15 protein-coding genes are annotated in these 18937 nt (G+C 60.5%); 14 read left to right on the top strand and 1 reads right to left on the bottom strand.

Annotation, left to right across the window (positions count from 1 at the left end; all coding sequences use genetic code 11):
* Positions 1–5 precede the first annotated feature (5 nt).
* The 13 genes from mraY (at position 6) to recN (ending at position 16270) form a co-directional block, all read left to right on the top strand.
* Positions 6–1091, top strand: coding sequence for a phospho-N-acetylmuramoyl-pentapeptide-transferase (mraY, locus tag B0E33_RS21140; protein WP_023000490.1), 1086 nt, complete (start codon positions 6–8; stop codon positions 1089–1091).
* Positions 1092–1095: 4 nt separating this feature from the next.
* Positions 1096–2496 carry a UDP-N-acetylmuramoyl-L-alanine--D-glutamate ligase gene (gene murD / locus B0E33_RS21145; protein ID WP_077292347.1) on the top strand — a complete coding sequence of 467 codons (1401 nt, stop codon included), beginning with the start codon at positions 1096–1098 and terminating at the stop codon, positions 2494–2496.
* Position 2497: 1 nt separating this feature from the next.
* On the top strand, positions 2498–3655 hold the full coding sequence (ftsW, locus tag B0E33_RS21150) for a putative lipid II flippase FtsW (RefSeq protein ID WP_023000492.1): 1158 nt from the start codon (positions 2498–2500) through the stop codon (positions 3653–3655).
* A gap of 17 nt (positions 3656–3672) precedes the next feature.
* Positions 3673–4779, top strand: coding sequence for an undecaprenyldiphospho-muramoylpentapeptide beta-N-acetylglucosaminyltransferase (gene murG / locus B0E33_RS21155; protein ID WP_077292348.1), 1107 nt, complete (start codon positions 3673–3675; stop codon positions 4777–4779).
* The gene (gene murC / locus B0E33_RS21160) at positions 4776–6176 is read left to right on the top strand and encodes a UDP-N-acetylmuramate--L-alanine ligase (protein ID WP_062488129.1); all 1401 of its coding nucleotides are present in this window, start codon (positions 4776–4778) and stop codon (positions 6174–6176) included. The genes murG and murC overlap by 4 nt, the downstream gene beginning before the upstream one ends.
* A 12-nt stretch (positions 6177–6188) precedes the next feature.
* A complete protein-coding gene (murB, locus tag B0E33_RS21165) occupies positions 6189–7160 on the top strand; it encodes a UDP-N-acetylmuramate dehydrogenase (protein WP_077292349.1) in 972 nt (323 codons plus the stop codon).
* Entirely contained in the window at positions 7160–8086 is a 927-nt protein-coding gene (locus B0E33_RS21170; protein ID WP_023000496.1) for a D-alanine--D-alanine ligase, read from the top strand. Before murB ends, B0E33_RS21170 begins: the two co-directional genes overlap by 1 nt.
* Positions 8087–8109: 23 nt before the next feature.
* Positions 8110–8988 (top strand): cell division protein FtsQ/DivIB, encoded by an 879-nt coding sequence (locus B0E33_RS21175; protein ID WP_023000497.1) that lies wholly within the window; start codon positions 8110–8112, stop codon positions 8986–8988.
* Complete coding sequence (gene ftsA, locus B0E33_RS21180; RefSeq protein WP_023000498.1) at positions 8985–10307, top strand: cell division protein FtsA; 1323 nt, start codon at positions 8985–8987, stop codon at positions 10305–10307. Before B0E33_RS21175 ends, ftsA begins: the two co-directional genes overlap by 4 nt.
* Before the next feature lie 115 nt (positions 10308–10422).
* Positions 10423–12201 carry a cell division protein FtsZ gene (gene ftsZ / locus B0E33_RS21185; protein WP_077292350.1) on the top strand — a complete coding sequence of 593 codons (1779 nt, stop codon included), beginning with the start codon at positions 10423–10425 and terminating at the stop codon, positions 12199–12201.
* A 257-nt stretch (positions 12202–12458) separates the two neighbouring features.
* Positions 12459–13403 carry a UDP-3-O-acyl-N-acetylglucosamine deacetylase gene (lpxC, locus tag B0E33_RS21190; RefSeq protein ID WP_077292351.1) on the top strand — a complete coding sequence of 315 codons (945 nt, stop codon included), beginning with the start codon at positions 12459–12461 and terminating at the stop codon, positions 13401–13403.
* A gap of 264 nt (positions 13404–13667) precedes the next feature.
* Entirely contained in the window at positions 13668–14480 is an 813-nt protein-coding gene (locus B0E33_RS21195; protein ID WP_023000501.1) for an outer membrane protein assembly factor BamD, read from the top strand.
* Positions 14481–14602: 122 nt separating this feature from the next.
* Positions 14603–16270, top strand: coding sequence for a DNA repair protein RecN (gene recN, locus B0E33_RS21200; RefSeq protein ID WP_077292352.1), 1668 nt, complete (start codon positions 14603–14605; stop codon positions 16268–16270).
* A gap of 87 nt (positions 16271–16357) precedes the next feature.
* On the opposite strand, the gene B0E33_RS21205 is transcribed toward recN, so the two are convergent.
* Positions 16358–16591, bottom strand: a complete 234-nt coding sequence (locus B0E33_RS21205) for a hypothetical protein (protein ID WP_023000503.1) — start codon at positions 16589–16591, stop codon at positions 16358–16360.
* Between the two features lie 148 nt (positions 16592–16739).
* On the opposite strand from B0E33_RS21205, the gene ligA reads away from it, so the two are divergent.
* Positions 16740–18893: an NAD-dependent DNA ligase LigA gene (gene ligA, locus B0E33_RS21210; protein ID WP_077292353.1), complete on the top strand. Its 2154-nt coding sequence runs from the start codon at positions 16740–16742 to the stop codon at positions 18891–18893.
* Positions 18894–18937: the final 44 nt, after the last annotated feature.

The raw sequence follows: 18937 nt of genomic DNA on the forward strand, positions 1-18937 counted from the left end.
ATTGGATGTTTTATTTCTTGGGGCAATTCGCGGATCAGATTTCAGCGCTGAACGTGTTCCGTTACATCACTTTCCGAACCGGTGGCGCGATCATGACCGCGCTGTTTTTCGTTTTCCTGTTCGGACCGAAAATCATCGCCAGTCTTCGGATCCGGCAAGGGCATGGGCAGCCGATCCGCGCTGACGGACCTGAAAGTCATCTCCTGACCAAGAAAGGCACGCCCACCATGGGCGGGTTGATGATCCTGTCAGGGGCCCTGGTCGCGGCATTGCTTTGGTCGGATCTTTCCAACCCTTACGTCTGGGTGGTCATCGGCGTCACCCTCGGGTTCGGCGGCATTGGCTTTTATGATGACTACCTGAAGGTCACCAAGTCCTCGCACAAGGGATTTGGCGGCAAGGCCCGGTTGGGCCTGGAGTTCCTGATCGCTGGCGGCGCGGCCTTCGCGGTTACCCTTCTGGATGTGTCCGAATACTCGGAAGCGATCACTTTTCCCTTCATCAAGGATCTGACGCTCAATCTCGGTCTTTTCTTCATTCCCTTCGCGGCCTTCGTGATGGTTGGCGCGGGGAATGCGGTCAACCTGACCGACGGTCTCGATGGTCTGGCAATCGTACCGGTGATGATCGCCTGCGCGTCCTTCGGCCTGATTGCCTATCTTTCCGGTAATGCGGTTTTTGCCAGCTATCTCCAGATCCACCACGTTGCCGGCACCGGTGAACTTGCCGTCATCTGTGGTGCCGTGATCGGCGCGGGTCTCGGCTTCCTGTGGTTCAACGCTCCTCCGGCCGCCATCTTCATGGGTGACACCGGATCACTTGCTCTCGGCGGCATGATCGGCGCGATCGCGGTTGCCACCAAGCACGAGATTGTTCTGGCCATCATTGGAGGCCTCTTCGTGCTCGAAGCCGTGTCGGTCATCGTGCAGGTGTTTTCCTTCAAACTGACCGGCAAGCGGGTCTTCCGCATGGCGCCGATCCACCATCATTTCGAGATCATGGGCTGGACCGAAAGCCAGGTGGTGATCCGCTTCTGGATTATTTCCGTCGTGCTTGCCCTGCTCGGCCTCGCAACCTTGAAGCTGAGGTAGGCGCATGATCCCGGTCACCACATTCGACGGCAGAAAGGTTGCCCTGTTCGGGCTCGGCGGGTCCGGGCTTGCAACGGCGCGCGCGCTGAAGGCGGGCGGTGCGGATGTGGTCTGTTTCGACGACAACGAAGCCCGGGTCGCACAAGCTGCCGGCGAGGGGCTTGCAACGCAAGACCTTCGGGACCTTGACTGGTCGGACGTTGCCGCACTGGTTCTTGCACCTGGTGTGCCGCTGACCCATCCGGTGCCGCACTGGTCGGTGGAGCTGGCGCGTGATGCGGGCGTCGAGATTGTCGGCGATGTCGAGCTTTTCTGTCGCGAGCGGCGCAAACAATGCCCGTCCGCGCCGCTGATTGCTATTACCGGTACCAATGGCAAGTCGACGACCACGGCCCTGATCGCGCATCTCCTGAAGGCCCTCGGCCGGGACGTGCAACTCGGCGGTAACATCGGGACGCCGGTTCTGGAGCTGGATCCTCCGCAACCCGGTCGGCATTATGTAGTGGAGTGCTCTTCCTACCAGATCGATTTGGCGCCGAACTTGGATGCAACGGTCGGCATTCACATGAACCTGTCACCGGATCATCTCGATCGTCACGGGTCCATGGAAAACTACGCCGCTATCAAGGAGCGGCTTGTTGCCGGTGCCAAGGTCGCGGTGGTGGGAGTTGACGACCGGTTGTCCTCAGCAATTGCCGACAGGCTTGAACTTGCACGCAAGCCCGTGTGCCGGATCGCTGGTGAGAAGGAACTCACCAACGGTATCTACGCTCGCCACGGACGACTGATCGAGGCGCATGACGGCAGCCAGATCGAAGTGGCGCTGCTTGGCGGGATCGACAGCCTCCGCGGTGACCACAACGGCCAGAATGCGGCGGCTGCCTTCGCGGCTCTGCGTGCGCTGGAAATTCCGGCAGCGCAGATCGCGGAAGCCCTCAAGACCTTCCCGGGACTTCATCACCGCATGGAAGTGGTGGAGAAGAAGGGCCGGGTTCTCTATATCAACGATTCCAAGGCTACCAACGCTGACGCTGCGGCCAGAGCATTGGCAAGTTTCGACCGGATCTACTGGATCGCGGGCGGTCGGGCCAAGGCGGGCGGTATCTCCTCGCTGGACGAATATTTCCCGAAGATCGCCAAGACTTTCCTGATCGGAGAGGCGGCTCAGGATTTCGCCAAGACGCTGGATGGCCGCGTGCCCTTCAAGATCAGCGGAACGCTGACCCAGGCCGTGCAGGACGCCGCTGCCGAGGCGGCAGAGGACGGTGCCGCGGAAATCGCCATACTTTTGTCGCCCGCCTGTGCGAGCTTCGACCAATTCCCGAATTTTGAACTGCGGGGCGCTGCTTTTGTCGATGCGGTGCGTGCCTTGCCCAATTCCGGCAATACCCAGGAGGTCGCCTGATATGGTTTCGCGCGCCGATCGCAGCCGCTTTGCGGAATGGCTCTGGACAGTGGACCACTATCTGCTTGCCGCCTTCAGCCTGCTGATGGTTGGCGGTGTGGTGCTTTCGTTTGCAGCCAGTCCGCCGGTTGCCGAACGCATCGGCGTTGAAACCTTCTATTTCGTCAAGCGACAGGCCATGTTCCTGATCCCGGCCCTGACGATCATGCTCGCCGGCTCGCTGATGACGCCGCGCATGGTCCGGCGAGCGGCACTCATCCTGTTCATCGTGTCACTACTGATGATGGTTGCCACCCTGTTCCTGGGGTTTGAGGCCAAGGGTGCGCGGCGCTGGATCTATATCGCCGGGTTGTCGATACAGCCGTCCGAATTCCTGAAGCCGGCCTTCGTGATCCTGATCGCCTTCCTTCTGTCGGAAAGCGGCCGCCGGCGCGAGGTGCCTGGGGTACTCTTCGCCTTTGTACTCTTTGCGGTTTGCGCGGCTCTCCTGATCGCCCAGCCGGACTTCGGTCAGACCATGCTGCTCGGCCTGGTCTGGGCAGGGCTGTTCTTTCTGAACGGGATTTCCTGGCTCATCATCATGGCGCTTGGCGTCATCGGGATCGTCGGCCTGTTTGCCGCGTATGCCTTCCTACCGCACGTGACCAACCGCGTGGACCGGTTCCTGGACCCAAGCTCCGGTGACACCTTCCAGATCGATACGGCCAAGGATTCCTTTCTTGCAGGTGGGTGGCTGGGCCGTGGTCCGGGGGAGGGCACCGTCAAGCGGATTCTGCCGGACAGCCACACAGACTTCATCTTCGCCGTTGTCGGCGAGGAGTTCGGCGTAATCGCCTGTCTGCTGCTTGTCTCCGTCTTTGCATTCATCGTCTTGAGAGGCCTGCGTCACGCCAGCCGTGATCAGGATGCCTTCAGTCGTCTTGCCACAGCAGGACTGACCGTGCTGTTCGGCCTGCAGGCCACGATCAACCTCGCGGTGAACCTTCACCTCATTCCGTCCAAGGGCATGACCCTGCCTTTCGTTTCCTACGGCGGGTCGTCGCTCTTGTCGTCCGCCATGACCGCTGGTGCCATTCTGGCGCTCACGCGCAGGCGGCCGCAGCCGTCGCGCGGTGATGTCGTCACGGTGAGCCGGCTTTCACCCTCTTCCCTGATGTAAGGCCCCAAGCCGCACTCATGAGCAAAACTGTTTTACTGACGGCCGGCGGAACGGGCGGCCACCTCTTCCCCGCACAGGCGCTGGCCAGCGAGTTGATCCGGCGCGGCTGGACCGTGGAACTTGCAACCGACGAACGGGCCGACAAATACGGCAGCGCCTTTCCCGCTCGCAAGGTTCACATCATCGCCTCGGAGACCATCCGGGGGCGCAATCCTTTCCTGCTGGCGAAGACTGCAGTAAAACTGTTTCTTGGAACGCTGCAGGCACGCAAGGTGATCAAGGCCTTGAAGCCGGATGTCGTGGCCGGGTTTGGTGGTTATCCGACGTTTCCGCCGATGTATGCTGCCCGGCTCACGGGCACGCCCTCCATCCTGCACGAAGCAAACGGCGTCATGGGGCGGGCCAACCGCCTGTTGGCGAAGGGCGTGACCGCCATTGCCACAAGCGTTCCGATCGAAGATCTGCCGGCGGATTTCAAGGCCAAGCTGACTGAAACGGGCAACCCTGTTCGGGATGCCGTCCTCGCGGCTGCGGAGTTGCCCTACTCGGCACCGCTCACTGGTGGAACGTTCAACCTGCTGGTCTTCGGCGGATCCCAGGGCGCGCGTTTCTTTTCCGACCTGTTGCCGCCGGCGCTTGAAAAACTGCCTGCCGACATCCGCGCCCGTTTGCGGATCGTGCAGCAGTGCCGTCCGGAGGACATGGAGCGGGTTCAGGCGGTTTACGACAGTCTGGGCGTTCAGGCCGAATGCGCGCCATTCTTCCAGGACATGCCACAGCGGATTGCCCAGGCGCATCTGGTGATCTGCCGGTCCGGTGCGTCGTCGGTCAGCGAGCTCAGTGTGCTTGGCCGTCCCTCCATTCTGGTACCGTTGCCCGGGGCCATTGATCAGGACCAGGCTGCCAATGCCAAGGTGCTTGAAAAAGCAGGTGGGGCCTGGCCGATCCGTCAGGTCGACCTTTATCCGGAGCGGTTGGCCCAGGAAATCACCCGATTCATGAATGCACCCGAAATGCTGGGCGAAGCAGCGCAAAAGGCGCGCAGCGTCGCCAGGCCTGACGCGGTGAAAAGACTTGCCGACCTCGTCGAGAAGGTCGCAGCAAAACAAGGAGAACGGCCATGAAGATGCCGCAGGACATCGGACCGGTTCATTTTGTCGGCATCGGCGGTATCGGCATGAGCGGGATTGCCGAAGTGCTGAAGACCCTCGGCTACACGGTACAAGGCTCGGACATGGCGGAAAACGCCAATGTTCAGCGACTTCGTGACAACGGCATCAAGGTTTCCATTGGCCATGCCGCAGAAAACCTGGGCGATGCCGAGGTGCTGGTCGTGTCTTCCGCCATCAAGAAGGACAACCCGGAACTGGTCGCGGCCCGCGAAAAGCTGATCCCTGTGGTGCGACGGGCGGAAATGCTGGCCGAGCTGATGCGCTTCAAGCAGGCGATCGCCGTTGGCGGCACACATGGCAAGACCACGACCACATCGATGGTGGCCGCTCTTCTCGATGCCGGTGGTCTGGATCCGACGGTGATCAACGGCGGTATCATCAATGCCTATGGCACCAATGCCCGCATGGGCGAGGGTGACTGGATGGTTGTCGAGGCAGACGAGAGCGACGGCACCTTCGTCAAGCTGCCGGCTGATGTCGCCATCGTCACAAACATCGATCCGGAGCATCTGGATCACTACGGCGACTTCGCTGGCGTACGCGCTGCCTTCCGGCAGTTCGTTGAAAATGTGCCCTTCTACGGCTTTGCCGTCATGTGTCTCGACCATCCCGAAGTCCAGACGATGATCGGGACCATCGAGGACCGGCGTGTCGTCACCTATGGCGCCAATCCGCAGGCCGACGTTCGCTACACCGATGTGTCGATGGATGGTGGCAAGTCGATCTTCTCCGTGACCCTTCGTGATCGCCGCAGCGGGCAGGTGATCGAACTGAACGACCTGACGCTGCCGATGCCGGGCCTTCACAACGTTTCGAATGCCACCGCGGCAATCGCGGTTGCCTCACAGCTTGGCGTCGAGGCGGACGATCTCAGAAAAGGCATTGCGGCCTTCGGCGGCGTCAAGCGGCGCTTCACGCACACCGGTACGGTGGGCGGCGTTCAGATATTCGACGATTACGGCCACCACCCTGTTGAAATCAAGGCCGTGCTCCATGCGGCGCGCGAGTCGACAAAAGGCAAGGTAATCGCGGTGATGCAGCCGCATCGCTATTCGCGCCTGCACAGCCTGTTCGATGATTTCTCGAACTGCTTCAACGATGCGGATGCGGTGATTATCGCTCCTGTCTACGCCGCGGGGGAGCAGCCGATCGAGGGAGCGGCACATACCGATCTCGTCTCGGGCATGAAGACCCGCGGTCACAGAAACGTTCGGGCGATCGAGGGCCCGGAAGAGCTGCCGGCGCTTGTCAAGGAACTGACCGAGCCGGGCGACTTCGTGGTTTGCCTCGGGGCCGGCAACATCACCCAGTGGGCGTACGCGCTGCCGAAACAGCTGGAAGAGCTTTAAGGAGGACGTCACATGGCGTTTCCCGATCTGCTGGAGCAGTATCCGGAGCTTGCCGAAGGTATCGGCGGCAAGCTGACGGCCAACCAGCCACTGTCTGCGGTCACGTGGTTCCGCACTGGTGGTCCCGCGCAGTTGATGTTCCAGCCGGCGGATGAAGACGACCTTGCTGCCTTCCTGAAAAAGCTTCCGAAAGATGTTCCGGTGCTGCCGGTAGGGCTGGGTTCCAACCTGCTGATCCGTGACGGCGGCCTGAAGGGCGTTGTCATTCGCCTGAGTGCAAAGGGCTTCGGTTCCATTGAGGAAGTCGGCGGTAACAGGTTGAAGGCAGGGGCGGCCGTGCCGGACAAGCGTCTGGCGGAAGCTGCGGCCAAGGCCGGTCTCGGCGGTTTTGCGTTTTACACAGGTATTCCTGGCGGTCTGGGCGGTGCGCTGCGCATGAATGCGGGCGCTCACGGCACGGAAACCCGCGAGCGCATGGTGGAGCTGACCGCGGTCGACCGGAACGGCAACCGCCACGTTCTGACGAATGAGGACATGGGCTATGCCTATCGCCACTCGGAGGCTTCGAAAGACCTGATCTTTACCTCCGCCGTCTTTGAAGGCGTGCCGCAGGACGAAGCCTCGATCCGGCAGGAAATGGCCGACGTTGTCGCCCACCGTGAACGGGCGCAGCCGATCCGTGAAAAGACCGGCGGATCCACCTTCAAGAACCCGCCCGGTACGTCGGCATGGAAAGAGGTCGACGCGGCAGGCTGCCGTGGCCTGACCGTCGGCGGAGCGCAAATGTCCGAAATGCATTGCAACTTCATGATCAATACCGGAACGGCCACCGGACATGATCTCGAACTGCTGGGGGAAACCGTGCGCGCGCGCGTGCTGGCGCACAGCGGCATCCGCCTGGAGTGGGAGATCAAGCGCCTGGGTGAATTCGGTTCAGAGGGGGCTATCGAGCCATTTCTGGGCAAGGAAGGGGAGGCTGCCTGATGGCAAGCAAACATGTCGCTGTTCTGATGGGGGGCTGGGTTAACGAGCGTCCTGTAAGCCTCGCCAGCGGCAAGGGCTGCGCCGATGCGCTGGAAGAAGCCGGCTACCGGGTGACCAGGGTCGACGTTGACCGCAATATTTCCGCTGTTCTCAAAGATTTGAAGCCCGATGTGGTCTTTAACGCTCTTCACGGTCCCTTCGGCGAGGATGGCTGCGTTCAGGGAATATTAGAAGTTCTTAACATCCCGTACACACATTCCGGTGTGCTCGCCTCGAGCCTTGCAATGAACAAGGTGAAGGCAAAAGCGGTGATGAATGCAGCCGGAATTCCGGTCACGGAACACCTTGTTGTCAACCGCCGGGAGATCACCCGCGAGCATCCGATGAAGCCGCCATATGTGCTGAAACCCATCAACGAGGGATCGAGCTTCGGGGTGCTGATTGTCAAGGAAGATCAAGAGTTTCCGCCACAGGAACTGGGTCGGGAGGACTGGCCTTACCCTGACGTTCTGATGTGCGAAAAGTTCATCAGCGGGCGGGAGCTGACCTGTGCCGTCATGGATGATACGGCCCTGGGTGTCATCGACATAGTGCCGTTAGGTCACGGCTTCTACGATTACGACGCAAAATATGCACAAGGCGGTTCAAAACACATTCTTCCTGCAAAAATTTCACCGATTGTTTACCAAACCATAGAGACACTAGCAGTTAAGGCGCATCAGGCTCTGGGTTGCCGCGGTGTTTCCCGCGCCGACTTCCGATTCGATGAAAAGGAAGACGGATCCGGAGAGCTGATTTGCCTAGAAGTGAACACGCAGCCAGGCATGACGCCGACTTCTCTTGTGCCCGAAATGGCGGCCCACAAGGGGATGAGTTTCAAGGACCTGGTCAGCTGGATGGTTGAGGACGCGAGTTGCTGTCGATAAGGCGCAAACATTACCGGGACGCGATGACCCCGCTGGAGGCCGAACTGGCTCCGCGTGGGCGCGGTGTGCCGCGTTTGCACCGCCAGCCGGTGTGGCGTTCGGCCGGGCGCCTGGCAGATCTGCCACGCTGGTCGGGATCTGCTGCTGCGCTGACTTTCTTAACCTTAACAATTGGTTATGGAATAGTCATAGGGGGGCACGGCCGGCTTGTTGCCGACAGCCTCCTGTCCGCTGCAGGTTTCGGCATCGAGGCCGTCAAGCTGTCCGGCCAGCGTGAAATCAACGAGTTCCAGATCCTGGAAGCGCTGGAAATTCACGAAGGTTCCTCGCTCGCCCTGTTTGATGCCAATAGCGCTCGCGAGCGTCTTAACGAGATGGCCTGGGTGAAGAGCGCTTCGGTGATGAAGCTCTATCCGAGCACGCTGCAGATCAACATCGAGGAACGCGTGCCCTATGCGCTGTGGCAGCGCGGCGACATGGTCTCGATCGTAAACGAATCAGGTGACGTGATCACCGACGAGGTGGATGGGCGTTATGCCAACCTGCTGCTTGTCGTGAACCACGGTGCTCAGCGCCGGGCATCCGAGATCAACACCGCGCTGGAGAAGGTCCCGGGCCTGCGTCCGCGCGTACGCGCGGCGTTCCTGATCAGCGATCGCCGCTGGGACCTGCAGCTTGAGAACGGGATTTCGATCCGCTTGCCCCAAGACAACATCGACGCCGCCTTGGCAGATCTGGTGAAAATGGATGAAGAAAGCGGGCTTCTGTCCCGGGATATCGTTGCCATCGACATGCGTCTGGCAGACCGCGTGACCGTGCGCCTCTCCGACGAGGCTGCCGAACAGCGCAAGGTCATGACGGGCGGCAAGGGCCGCTCAGGCAAAAAGGAGCGTGACACATGAGCCGCTCCGACAACAACCTCTACCTGCCGAAGATGCGGCCGCTGCCGAGCCGTCGTGCCGTCATCATGTCGGTTCTGGACGTGGGCTCCACGAAGGTCTGCTGCCTGATCGCCAAACTGGTGCCGCAGGAAGAAAAGGCAATTCTCTCCAGCCGCTCCCACAAGGTGGAAGTGCTGGGGTACGGTTATCAGCGCTCGCGCGGGATCAAGTCCGGCGTCGTTGTCGACATGGATGCTGCCGAACAGGCCATCCGTCTGGCAGTCGACAGTGCCGAGCGCATGGCCGGCGTGACGGTCGAGTCGCTGATCGCAAACATCAGCTGCGGACGCCTGCAGAGCGAGATCTACAGCGCCAATGTTCCGCTGGCAGGCGACAGCGTGTCTGAAGCCGATATCCAGCGGGTGCTTTCCGCCGGCTCCAGCCACTCGGTGACCGACGGCCGGGCCGTCACACACGCCTTGCCGATCTCCTATTCGCTGGACGGCAGCCGCGGCATCCGCGATCCGCGTGGCATGATGGGCCACAAGCTGGGCGTCGACATGCAGGTCGTGACGGCGGAAGTTCCGCCTGTGCGCAATCTGGAACTGTGCATCAACCGCGGTCACCTTCATGTGGAAACCATGGTGGCGACGCCGTTTGCCAGCGGCCTGTCCACCATCGTGGATGACGAAGCCGAGCTTGGCGTCGCCTGCATCGACATGGGCGGCGGTACGACGACATTGTCGGTCTTCGTCGATGGCCACATGGTGCACCTGGATGCGATTGCCGTTGGCGGCAATCACGTCACCACCGATATCGCCCGCGCTTTCGCAACCCGTCTGCAGGATGCGGAGCGCCTGAAAACCCTTTACGGCTCGCCGCTGGCGTCCAGCTCGGACGATCGTGACATGCTCACTGTGCCGCCGCTGGAAAGCGACAGCGACCTGCCGAACCAGATCCCACGCTCGGCGTTGACCCGGGTTATCCGGCCGCGCGTGGAAGAAATCCTTGAACTCGTGAGGGATCGGCTTACGGCGTCCGGCTTTGCCGGGCGTGTCGGTAAGCAGATCGTTCTGACCGGGGGCGCAAGTCAGCTCACGGGTCTTGGAGAAGTTGCGCGTCACATCCTGGGGCGCAACGTCCGTCTTGGCCGGCCTCTAGGCGTCGCCGGTCTTCCCGAGGCTGCCAAAGGTCCGGCTTTTGCCGCCGCTGTCGGTCTCTTGATTTATCCGCAGGTCGCTCAGATCGAACAGTTCGAACACAAGAACCGGAGATCAGGGTGGGGCGGGCAATCTGGTTACCTGGCCCGCGTGGGCCAATGGATCAGGGAAAGCTTCTGACGACATGAGCCAAGAAGACGACATCCAGGAAGTTGAACTGCCAGAAATGGCAGAGGAGATTAGGGAAGAAGAGGCTACTCCCGTACCGGGGGCGCCAGTGGGTCGCGAGGATAATATGACCATCAACCTGAAGATGCCCGACATTCAGGAGCTGAAGCCACGCATTACGGTCTTCGGCGTCGGCGGCGCGGGCGGAAACGCCGTCAATAACATGATCACTGCAGGTCTCCAGGGCTGCGACTTCGTCGTTGCCAACACGGATGCCCAGGCACTGGCCATGAACCATTCAGACAGGCTCGTCCAGATGGGCGTGGCCGTGACTGAAGGTCTTGGCGCAGGCTCCCAGCCGGAAGTCGGCTGCGCAGCTGCCGAGGAAGTGATCGACGAAATCAACGATCACCTGTCCGGATCGCACATGGTGTTCATCACCGCCGGCATGGGCGGTGGTACCGGCACCGGTGCCGCACCCGTTATCGCACGGGCGGCACGCGAGCAGGGTATACTGACGGTAGGTGTGGTGACCAAACCGTTCCAGTTCGAAGGCGCTCGCCGTATGCGGATCGCCGATTCCGGTATCGAGGAACTGCAGCGGAGTGTCGACACACTGATCGTCATTCCGAACCAGAACCTGTTCCGGATTGCAAATGCCCAGACCACCTTCGCCGACGCATTCGCGATGGCCGACCAGGTGCTTTACTCGGGCGTTGCCTGCATCACCGACCTGATGGTGAAGGAAGGTCTCATCAACCTCGACTTCGCCGACGTTCGCTCCGTGATGCGCGGCATGGGCAAGGCCATGATGGGCACCGGCGAAGCCAGCGGTGAAAAGCGTGCACAGCAGGCAGCGGAAGCTGCCATTGCCAACCCGCTGCTCGACGAATCCTCGATGAAGGGCGCAAGAGGCCTGCTCATCTCCATTACGGGCGGCAACGACCTGACGCTGTTCGAAGTGGATGAAGCGGCTACCCGCATCCGCGAGGAAGTTGACGCCGACGCCAACATCATTCTGGGCGCGACCTTCGACGAGACGCTGGATGGTCTCATCCGCGTGTCCGTCGTTGCAACCGGCATTGACAGGGAGGAAGGCCTTGCGGCCAACACGTTTCCCGGAACAGCATCTCAGCCTGTAAAGGCGGAAGCTCCGGCAGCAAGCCGGACGCCGGAAATCAACACTCAGCGCCCGGCCGCTCTGGCTGAAAAGGCTCACGCCGAAAATGCCGCTGCCAAGGCCGTTGCCAATCTGGAACGGGAACTTGCCATTCCGGATCCGCAGCCGGTCGCCGTTGCAAGCGATCCGGCTGTCGAGATCAAGAAGGTGCAGCCGGCAGCAGGTTCGCTTGCAGCCAAGCCGCAGATGCTCGACATCGAAGACGAAGCCCGGGCACCTGTTGCAGAAGACATGCCGGTCAGCCAGCCTTACATTCCGCCGGTTGCCGCCGAGCATAACCCTGCACCGCGCATGCCGCGGGTGGAGGATTTCCCGCCGATCGCTCAGCGTGAAATCCAGGCAAAGCAGCAGACTGCAAATGTAGCCCAGCCTCAGCAGGCCGTTGCCCAGCAGCGTCCTCAGCAGCCTGCTCCGGCACAGAGCTATGAAGAGCACGTCGAAGACGACCGCCGCCCGATGGGGCTGCTGCGTCGCCTTGCAAGCGGCCTTGGCCGTCATCACGAAGAAGATCAGGAACATGACATGGCTGCCGCACCGGTTGCCCGTCCTGCTCCGCAGATGCAGCCGGCCCAGCAGGCCGCCCCGCGTGCGCCCCAGCAACGTCCCGCAGCCCATGGCGCTGCAGGCCAGCTGGACAACACCGGGCGGGCAACGCCGAAGCCGGTAACTGCAACAGAAGACGAACAGTTGGAAATTCCGGCGTTTCTTCGCCGCCAGGCCAACTGATTCGAGACCCGATCATCTTCCCTGATCGTTACAGCCCGGAGTTCACGCTCCGGGCTGTTTCCGTAACGGAACAAATTCTCGTTTTAATTCAGTGATTTGAAAGCCTGTGAATCGTTACAAATCGTAATAAAGCTTTATTTCGCCCAATTGGGGTTCGGGACTATGTTCCCAGCCAACGCGGGATCGTTAAAAGTCCGTAACCCTTTAAGGGCAAATAGAGGGCTTGTTTCCGCCGCAAACCGGAAGGGCAGGGTTTTATGACCGCATATGTTGACCGACAGACGACGCTAGCCGATCAGGTGACCCTGACCGGGATTGGCGTTCATTCGGGCAAACCCGCGTCGATCACTCTCGTACCGGCCGAAGCTGGTGTGGGGATTGTGTTCACCCGCACCGACCAGGAAAACTCCACCGAAGTTCCGGCACTCTGGAACAAGGTATCCGCAACAGCACTTTGCACCGTTCTCGGCGATCCTTCCAGTGAAGGTGTCGCGACCGTTGAACATCTCATGGCAGCTCTTTTCGGCATGGGTGTCGACAACCTGATCGTAGAAATCGACGGTCCGGAAATGCCGGTCATGGACGGCAGCAGCGTTGCGTTTGTCGAAGCAATCGAGCAGATCGGCCTGAAACGCCTGGACCGGGGACGCCGGTACCTGAAGGTGAAGAAGACCGTTCGTGTCGACAACGGCACGGCATGGTGCGAGCTGCACCCCTACCACGGCACCAAGTTCGATATCACCATCGACTTCGACACGCCGCTGATCGGTCGCCAGCAGTTCTCTTCCGACATCACCCCGGACGTGTTCCGTGACGAGCTTTCCCGTGCGCGCACCTTCGGCTACGTGAAGGATGTCGAGCAGCTTTGGAAGATGGGCTTTGCCCTGGGTTCGTCGCTGGAAAATTCCGTGGCGATTGCCGAGGACAAGGTTCTCAATCCGGAAGGCACCCGCTGGCCGGACGAGTTTGCACGTCACAAGGCGCTGGACGCGGTTGGCGACCTGGCTCTTGCCGGTCTGCCGATCCTGGGTCTCTACCGCTCCTACAAGGGCGGGCACAAGATGAACCACGCGATCCTGGTCAAGCTGTTTGAAGATCCGAGCGCGTTCGAAATCGTCGAGTCGCCTGCATTCCGCAAGGTCGGCCAGGTCGACAAGGGCGGTATCGCAGCCGCTGCAGCTTTCGGGCCTGACGTCTCCTGATATAATTTTGATCGGCCGCTTTGATGAAGCGGCCGTTTTCTTTTCGGCGGAATTCGGAACCTATTTGGACCGGTTGCCATAAAATTGCTCAAAAAAACCGTCAGATGGCCGATGAGGACGTGACGGGGACCGGTGATTTCCGCTAAACACTCCTGTCGATAAATTTGCAAGGCCGCATGACATGGGCCTTAGGGGCCGGAAAGGTCCGGGAGTATAGGCGTGAACGGAATGGATACTGGTTCTGAAGTGAACAGAGCCAAACACATGAAAACCTTCCTGAGATTGGCCGTTCTGGCTGTACCGCTTGCGCTTGCCGCATGCGGTGGCAAGGACGATCTCGATGAGCTGGCACTCAACGATACGCCGCCGGAAGTTCTGTTCAACGAAGGCCTGTCCCTGCGCGCGCAAGGCAAACTGCGCGATTCGACCCAGAAATTCGAAGAGCTCGACAAGCTCTATCCCTATTCTGAATACTCCAAGAAGTCGCTGGTGAACCTGGCGTTCCTGAACTACTCGCGCGGCAAGTACACGGAAACCGTAACTGCGGCGAAGCGGTTCGTGACGCTCTATCCGGGGGACGAGGATTCAGCCTACATGCTGTATCTCGCCGGTCAGGCCTATTTCCGCCAGATGCCGGACATTACCCGCGACCAGGCCGTGACCCGGAAGGCAGCCGGTGCGTTCAACGAGCTGATCCAGCGCTTCCCGGAATCGGAATATGTGCCGGATGCCGAAAGCAAGCTGCGCATCGTGCATGACCAGCTTGGCGGCAAGGAAATGCAGGTCGGTCGCTTCTATCTGAAGAAGCGCAACTACATCGCGGGGATCAACCGCTTCAAGACAGTTGTCGTCGATTACCAGACCACGCGGCATGTGGAAGAAGCCCTGTTCCGCCTGACCGAAGCCTACTACGCGCTCGGTGTCGTCAACGAAGCGCAGACGGCCGCAGCCGTGCTCGGGCACAACTACCCGGACAGCCAGTGGTACAAGGACGCCTATTCGCTGCTCAACAAGGGTGGGTACGAGCCTTCCGAAGACAGCGGCAGCTGGATCAGCCGCGCCTTCAAGAGCATCTGACGCCTAGTTTAATCCCGAAATGGCTTCAGCCTCGCAAATGAGGTTGAAAAGGCCCAAACAGGCTCTTTCAAGACGCTTCGGTCCTCCTATATGGTGGGCCGAACTTTAAGGAGCATCCCTTCATGCTGGTCGCGCTGTCTATCCGTGACATCGTTCTGATCGACCGTCTTGACCTCGAATTTGCCGCCGGCATGTCGGTTCTCACCGGCGAAACCGGTGCGGGCAAATCCATCCTTCTCGACTCCCTGTCGCTGGCACTCGGCGCGCGTGGTGATGCCGATCTCGTGCGGCATGGCGAGGCGCAAGGACAGGTGACGGCTGTCTTTGATGTGGCGGCGGATCATCCCGTTCGCATGTTCCTGCGCGAGAACGATGTCGATGACGATGGCGACATCATCCTGCGCCGTATCCAGACGTCAGACGGCCGCACCCGGGCCTTCGTCAACGATCAACCCGTCAGTGCAGGACTGCTGCGCCAGGCGGGCGCGCTGCTGGTGGAAATCCACGGACAGCACGATGACCGTGCCCTGGTTGACCCGGAAAGCCACCGGGCTCTCATTGATGTTTTCGGAGGGCTGACGGCCGAAGCCGAGGCCGTAGCACAGGCCTTTGCCACCTATCGCGCTGCCGACAAGGCGGTGACAGATCACGAGAAACGTATAGAAGCCGCGCGCAACGAGGCTGATTTCCTGCGTGCTGCCGTCGATGAACTGTCAGCCCTCAAGCCGGAAACCGGCGAAGAGGAGCAACTGGCGGCCCGGCGGACGGACATGATGGCGGTCGAGAAGATTGCCGGTGATCTGAACGAAGCCTTTGAAACCTTGAACGGCACTGCGTCGCCAATCCCGGAACTGGCCAGCTTGCTGCGGCGTCTGGAACGCAAGGCCGACCAGGTGCCCAATCTTCTTGGCCAGCCCGTCCGCACGCTTGCCGAGGCGATGGATCTTCTGGAAGAAACCCGCGGCGGACTGGAAAGCGCATTGCGTGAGACCGAATATGATCCACGCGAACTGGAAGCTGTCGAAGAGCGGCTGTTTGCGCTTCGTGCTGCCTCCCGCAAGTTCTCGGTGCCGGTTGACGAACTGTCCGCCCTGTGTGCCCGCATGAGCGGCGATCTGGCCGATCTCGATGCCGGTGAAGACAAGTTGGCGGCGCTGGTGAGTGCTGCTGGAAAAGCCCGTGCCGAATACGACAAGAAGGCAGCCAGCCTCTCGGACAAGCGGCGGAAGACAGCCAAGGCACTGGAAAAGGCTGTTGAAATGGAGTTGCCCGACCTCAAGCTGGAGCGGGCGAAATTCATCGTCGAAGTTGAAAGCAATCCGGAAAACCGCAGCCGTTCGGGCATCGATCAGCTGGAGTTCCATGTCCAGACGAACCCAGGCACGAAGCCGGGGCCGATGATGAAGGTCGCGTCTGGTGGCGAGCTTTCCCGTTTCCTCTTGGCCCTGAAGGTGTCTCTCGCCGACAAGGGCTCTGCCCCGACGCTTGTTTTTGACGAGATCGACACAGGGGTGGGCGGTGCAGTGGCCGAGGCCATCGGCCTGCGTCTGGCACGACTTGCCGGCAGCGTTCAGGTTCTGACGGTTACCCACGCCCCGCAGGTGGCAGCTCGCGCTGCAGGGCATTTCCTGATCGCCAAGGAAGCGACCAGGAAGGACCGGGTGGCAACACGCGTCCAGCGTATTGATGAAGACCACCGCAGCGAGGAAATCGCCCGGATGCTTGCCGGCAGCGTTATCACGGAAGAAGCCCGCGCCGCAGCGCGCAGGCTGCTGACGGCTGCGGAATAGGAAACAGGATCCGGAGAGGTGGACAAAAAAAGGGCGGGTTAGCCGAAGCTCCCGCCCTGTGGTGCAGTTTTCAAATGAGAAATGGTCTTACGGCTCCTTGACGAGCGGTGCTTCCTTCATGTCAGGCAGCTTCAGTTCACCTTCTCCCAGGTTGGGGACATTCAGCTCGATGCTCAGCTCTTCGTCGTTCGTGAAAAAGCCATTGGCATAGAGCAGGCCGCCTGCGATCAGCGCGACGACAAGCGCTCCGGCCATGAACCAGCCAGCGCTGTTGCCGTTCGTCTTCTCGACATAATGCGTTTCACGGTCCTGATAAGCCATTCGTGTCTCCTCATTCCAACATTGACCAGCATCGAGTTTTGCCGGTTCGATGTGCTATCAACGCTTGAGCCCGCCATTCGGTTCCGGTATCCGATTTTATCCGGTCATCAACTCGGCCTGTCCCGCTGACACATTTCGTGAAGACATCATGACTGACACTTCCTTCGCCCAAACCGACATCGACGCCCTGACGCAGGAGCAAGCACAGGTCGAGCTGAAACGGCTGGCGGCGGAAATCGCCGAGCACGACCGCCGCTATCACCAGGAAGATGCCCCGGTGATCTCGGATGCGGACTATGACGCGCTGCGCCGGCGGAACGCGTCCATCGAGGCCCGGTTTCCCAATCTCATTCTTGAAGACGGTCCCTCTGCACAGGTAGGGGCGGCCCCTGCGTCCGGTTTCGGCAAGATTACTCACCGGGTGCCGATGCTGTCGCTGGACAATGCCTTCAACGATGACGACGTCCGGGACTTCGTCGGTCGCGTGCGCCGGTTTCTGAAGTTCGATCCGCTGATGGGGTCTCTGGCAGTTACCGCGGAGCCGAAGATCGACGGTCTGTCGCTGTCTCTTCGGTATGAAAACGGCACTCTGGTTTACGCCGCAACGCGAGGTGACGGCACCACAGGTGAAAACGTCACCGAGAACGCGAAAACGATCAAGGATATTCCGGAAAAGCTGTCCGGCACGGTGCCGGGCGTCGTTGAAGTGCGCGGCGAAGTCTATATGGCGCACAAGGATTTTCAGGCGCTGAACGAGCGCATGGCAGCCAATGGCGGCAAGGTTTTCGCCAACCCGCGCAATGCTGCGGCCGGCTCGTTGCGCCAGCTGAAATCCGAAATCACGGCATCCCGCCCGCTGCGGTTCTTCGCTTATGCCTGGGGCGAGATGAGCGAGCTGCCGGAAGACACCCAGTTCGGCATGGTCAAGCAGCTGGAAACCTGGGGTTTTCAGGTCAATCCGCTGATGAAACGCTGTGAAACCGTGGAAGAGCTCCTGGGGGTCTATCACGGCATCGAGGAAAGCCGTGCCCAGCTCGATTATGATATCGATGGTGTGGTCTACAAGGTCGACCGGCTGGACCTTCAGGAGCGCCTCGGCTTTGTCTCGCGGTCTCCCCGGTGGGCGATCGCTCACAAGTTCCCGGCCGAACAGGCCTACACCATCCTCAACGACATCGAGATCCAGGTTGGCCGAACAGGTGCCCTGACGCCGGTTGCCAAGCTGGAGCCGATCACGGTGGGCGGTGTCGTCGTTTCAAACGCTACCCTCCACAACGAAGACTATATCAAGGGTATTGGCCAGGACGGAGAGTCGATCCGTGGCGGCAAGGATCTTCGTATCGGTGACACGGTGAAGATCCAGCGTGCCGGCGACGTCATTCCGCAGATTGTCGATATCGATCTGGACAAACGCCCCGATGGGGCGGAAGCCTTCGAGTTTCCAACTGTCTGCCCCGCCTGCGGTAGCCACGCGGTGCGCGAGGAAAAGGAAAAAACCGGACGCCGTGATGCGGTGCGCCGCTGCACCGGCGGTCTGATTTGCCCGGCCCAGGCAACGGAAAAGCTCAAGCATTTCGTCTCGCGCAATGCCTTCGACATCGAAGGCTTCGGCGACAAGCAGGTCGACGCCTTCTACAAGGAAGGCCTTGTGATGGCCCCGGCGGACATCTTCACGCTGGAGGAGCGGGACAAGCGCTCTCTCACCAAGTTGCGCAACCGGGAAGGCTGGGGGGCCGTTTCGGCGAAGAACCTTTTCGAGGCAATCAACGCGCGGCGAGAGATTGACCTTCATCGTTTCATCTTCGCCCTTGGCATCCGTCACGTGGGCGAGGGCAACGCCAAACTTCTGGCACGTGCCTATGGCTCCTGGGCGGCGTTCTATGCTGCCATGAAGGCGGCGCATGACACGGCGGGTGAAGCCTGGACAGAGCTCAATGACATCGACGGCATCGGCCATATCGTTGCCGAGGCGCTGGCGGAGTTCTTTGCCGAGCAACACAATCTCGACCAACTCGACGCGCTTCTGGTCGAGGTGTCACCCAAGGACGCTGAAAAGATCAACGCCTCCGGCTCACCGGTCGCAGGCAAGACAGTGGTTTTCACCGGCTCGCTGGAACGAATGACCCGCGACGAAGCCAAGGCCATGGCCGAACGCTTTGGTGCCAAGACGGCAGGTTCCGTCTCGAAAAAGACCGATCTCGTGGTGGCCGGTCCTGGTGCTGGTTCAAAGCTGAAAAAGGCGCAGGAGCTGGAGATCGAAGTCATCTCCGAGGATGACTGGTTCGATCTGGTGGGGGCCTGAGGCGCTCCTACCTTCTCTATCTCTGTTTTGCGAAGATAAGGCAG

The organism is Roseibium algicola, from assembly GCF_001999245.1.
Lineage (GTDB): Bacteria > Pseudomonadota > Alphaproteobacteria > Rhizobiales > Stappiaceae > Roseibium > Roseibium algicola.

Excerpts from the sequence above, each read along its gene's own strand:
- lpxC (WP_077292351.1), top strand. The coding sequence starts at position 12,459 with ATGACCGCATATGTTGACCGACAGACGACGCTAGCCGATCAGGTGACC.
- murD (WP_077292347.1), top strand. The coding sequence starts at position 1,096 with ATGATCCCGGTCACCACATTCGACGGCAGAAAGGTTGCCCTGTTCGGG.
- B0E33_RS21170 (WP_023000496.1), top strand. The coding sequence starts at position 7,160 with ATGGCAAGCAAACATGTCGCTGTTCTGATGGGGGGCTGGGTTAACGAG.
- ligA (WP_077292353.1), top strand. The coding sequence starts at position 16,740 with ATGACTGACACTTCCTTCGCCCAAACCGACATCGACGCCCTGACGCAG.
- ftsA (WP_023000498.1), top strand. The coding sequence starts at position 8,985 with ATGAGCCGCTCCGACAACAACCTCTACCTGCCGAAGATGCGGCCGCTG.
- murB (WP_077292349.1), top strand. The coding sequence starts at position 6,189 with ATGGCGTTTCCCGATCTGCTGGAGCAGTATCCGGAGCTTGCCGAAGGT.
- murC (WP_062488129.1), top strand. The coding sequence starts at position 4,776 with ATGAAGATGCCGCAGGACATCGGACCGGTTCATTTTGTCGGCATCGGC.
- B0E33_RS21175 (WP_023000497.1), top strand. The coding sequence starts at position 8,110 with ATGACCCCGCTGGAGGCCGAACTGGCTCCGCGTGGGCGCGGTGTGCCG.
- mraY (WP_023000490.1), top strand. The coding sequence starts at position 6 with ATGTTTTATTTCTTGGGGCAATTCGCGGATCAGATTTCAGCGCTGAAC.
- recN (WP_077292352.1), top strand. The coding sequence starts at position 14,603 with ATGCTGGTCGCGCTGTCTATCCGTGACATCGTTCTGATCGACCGTCTT.
- ftsZ (WP_077292350.1), top strand. The coding sequence starts at position 10,423 with ATGACCATCAACCTGAAGATGCCCGACATTCAGGAGCTGAAGCCACGC.
- B0E33_RS21195 (WP_023000501.1), top strand. The coding sequence starts at position 13,668 with ATGAAAACCTTCCTGAGATTGGCCGTTCTGGCTGTACCGCTTGCGCTT.
- ftsW (WP_023000492.1), top strand. The coding sequence starts at position 2,498 with ATGGTTTCGCGCGCCGATCGCAGCCGCTTTGCGGAATGGCTCTGGACA.
- murG (WP_077292348.1), top strand. The coding sequence starts at position 3,673 with ATGAGCAAAACTGTTTTACTGACGGCCGGCGGAACGGGCGGCCACCTC.
- B0E33_RS21205 (WP_023000503.1), bottom strand. The coding sequence starts at position 16,591 with ATGGCTTATCAGGACCGTGAAACGCATTATGTCGAGAAGACGAACGGC.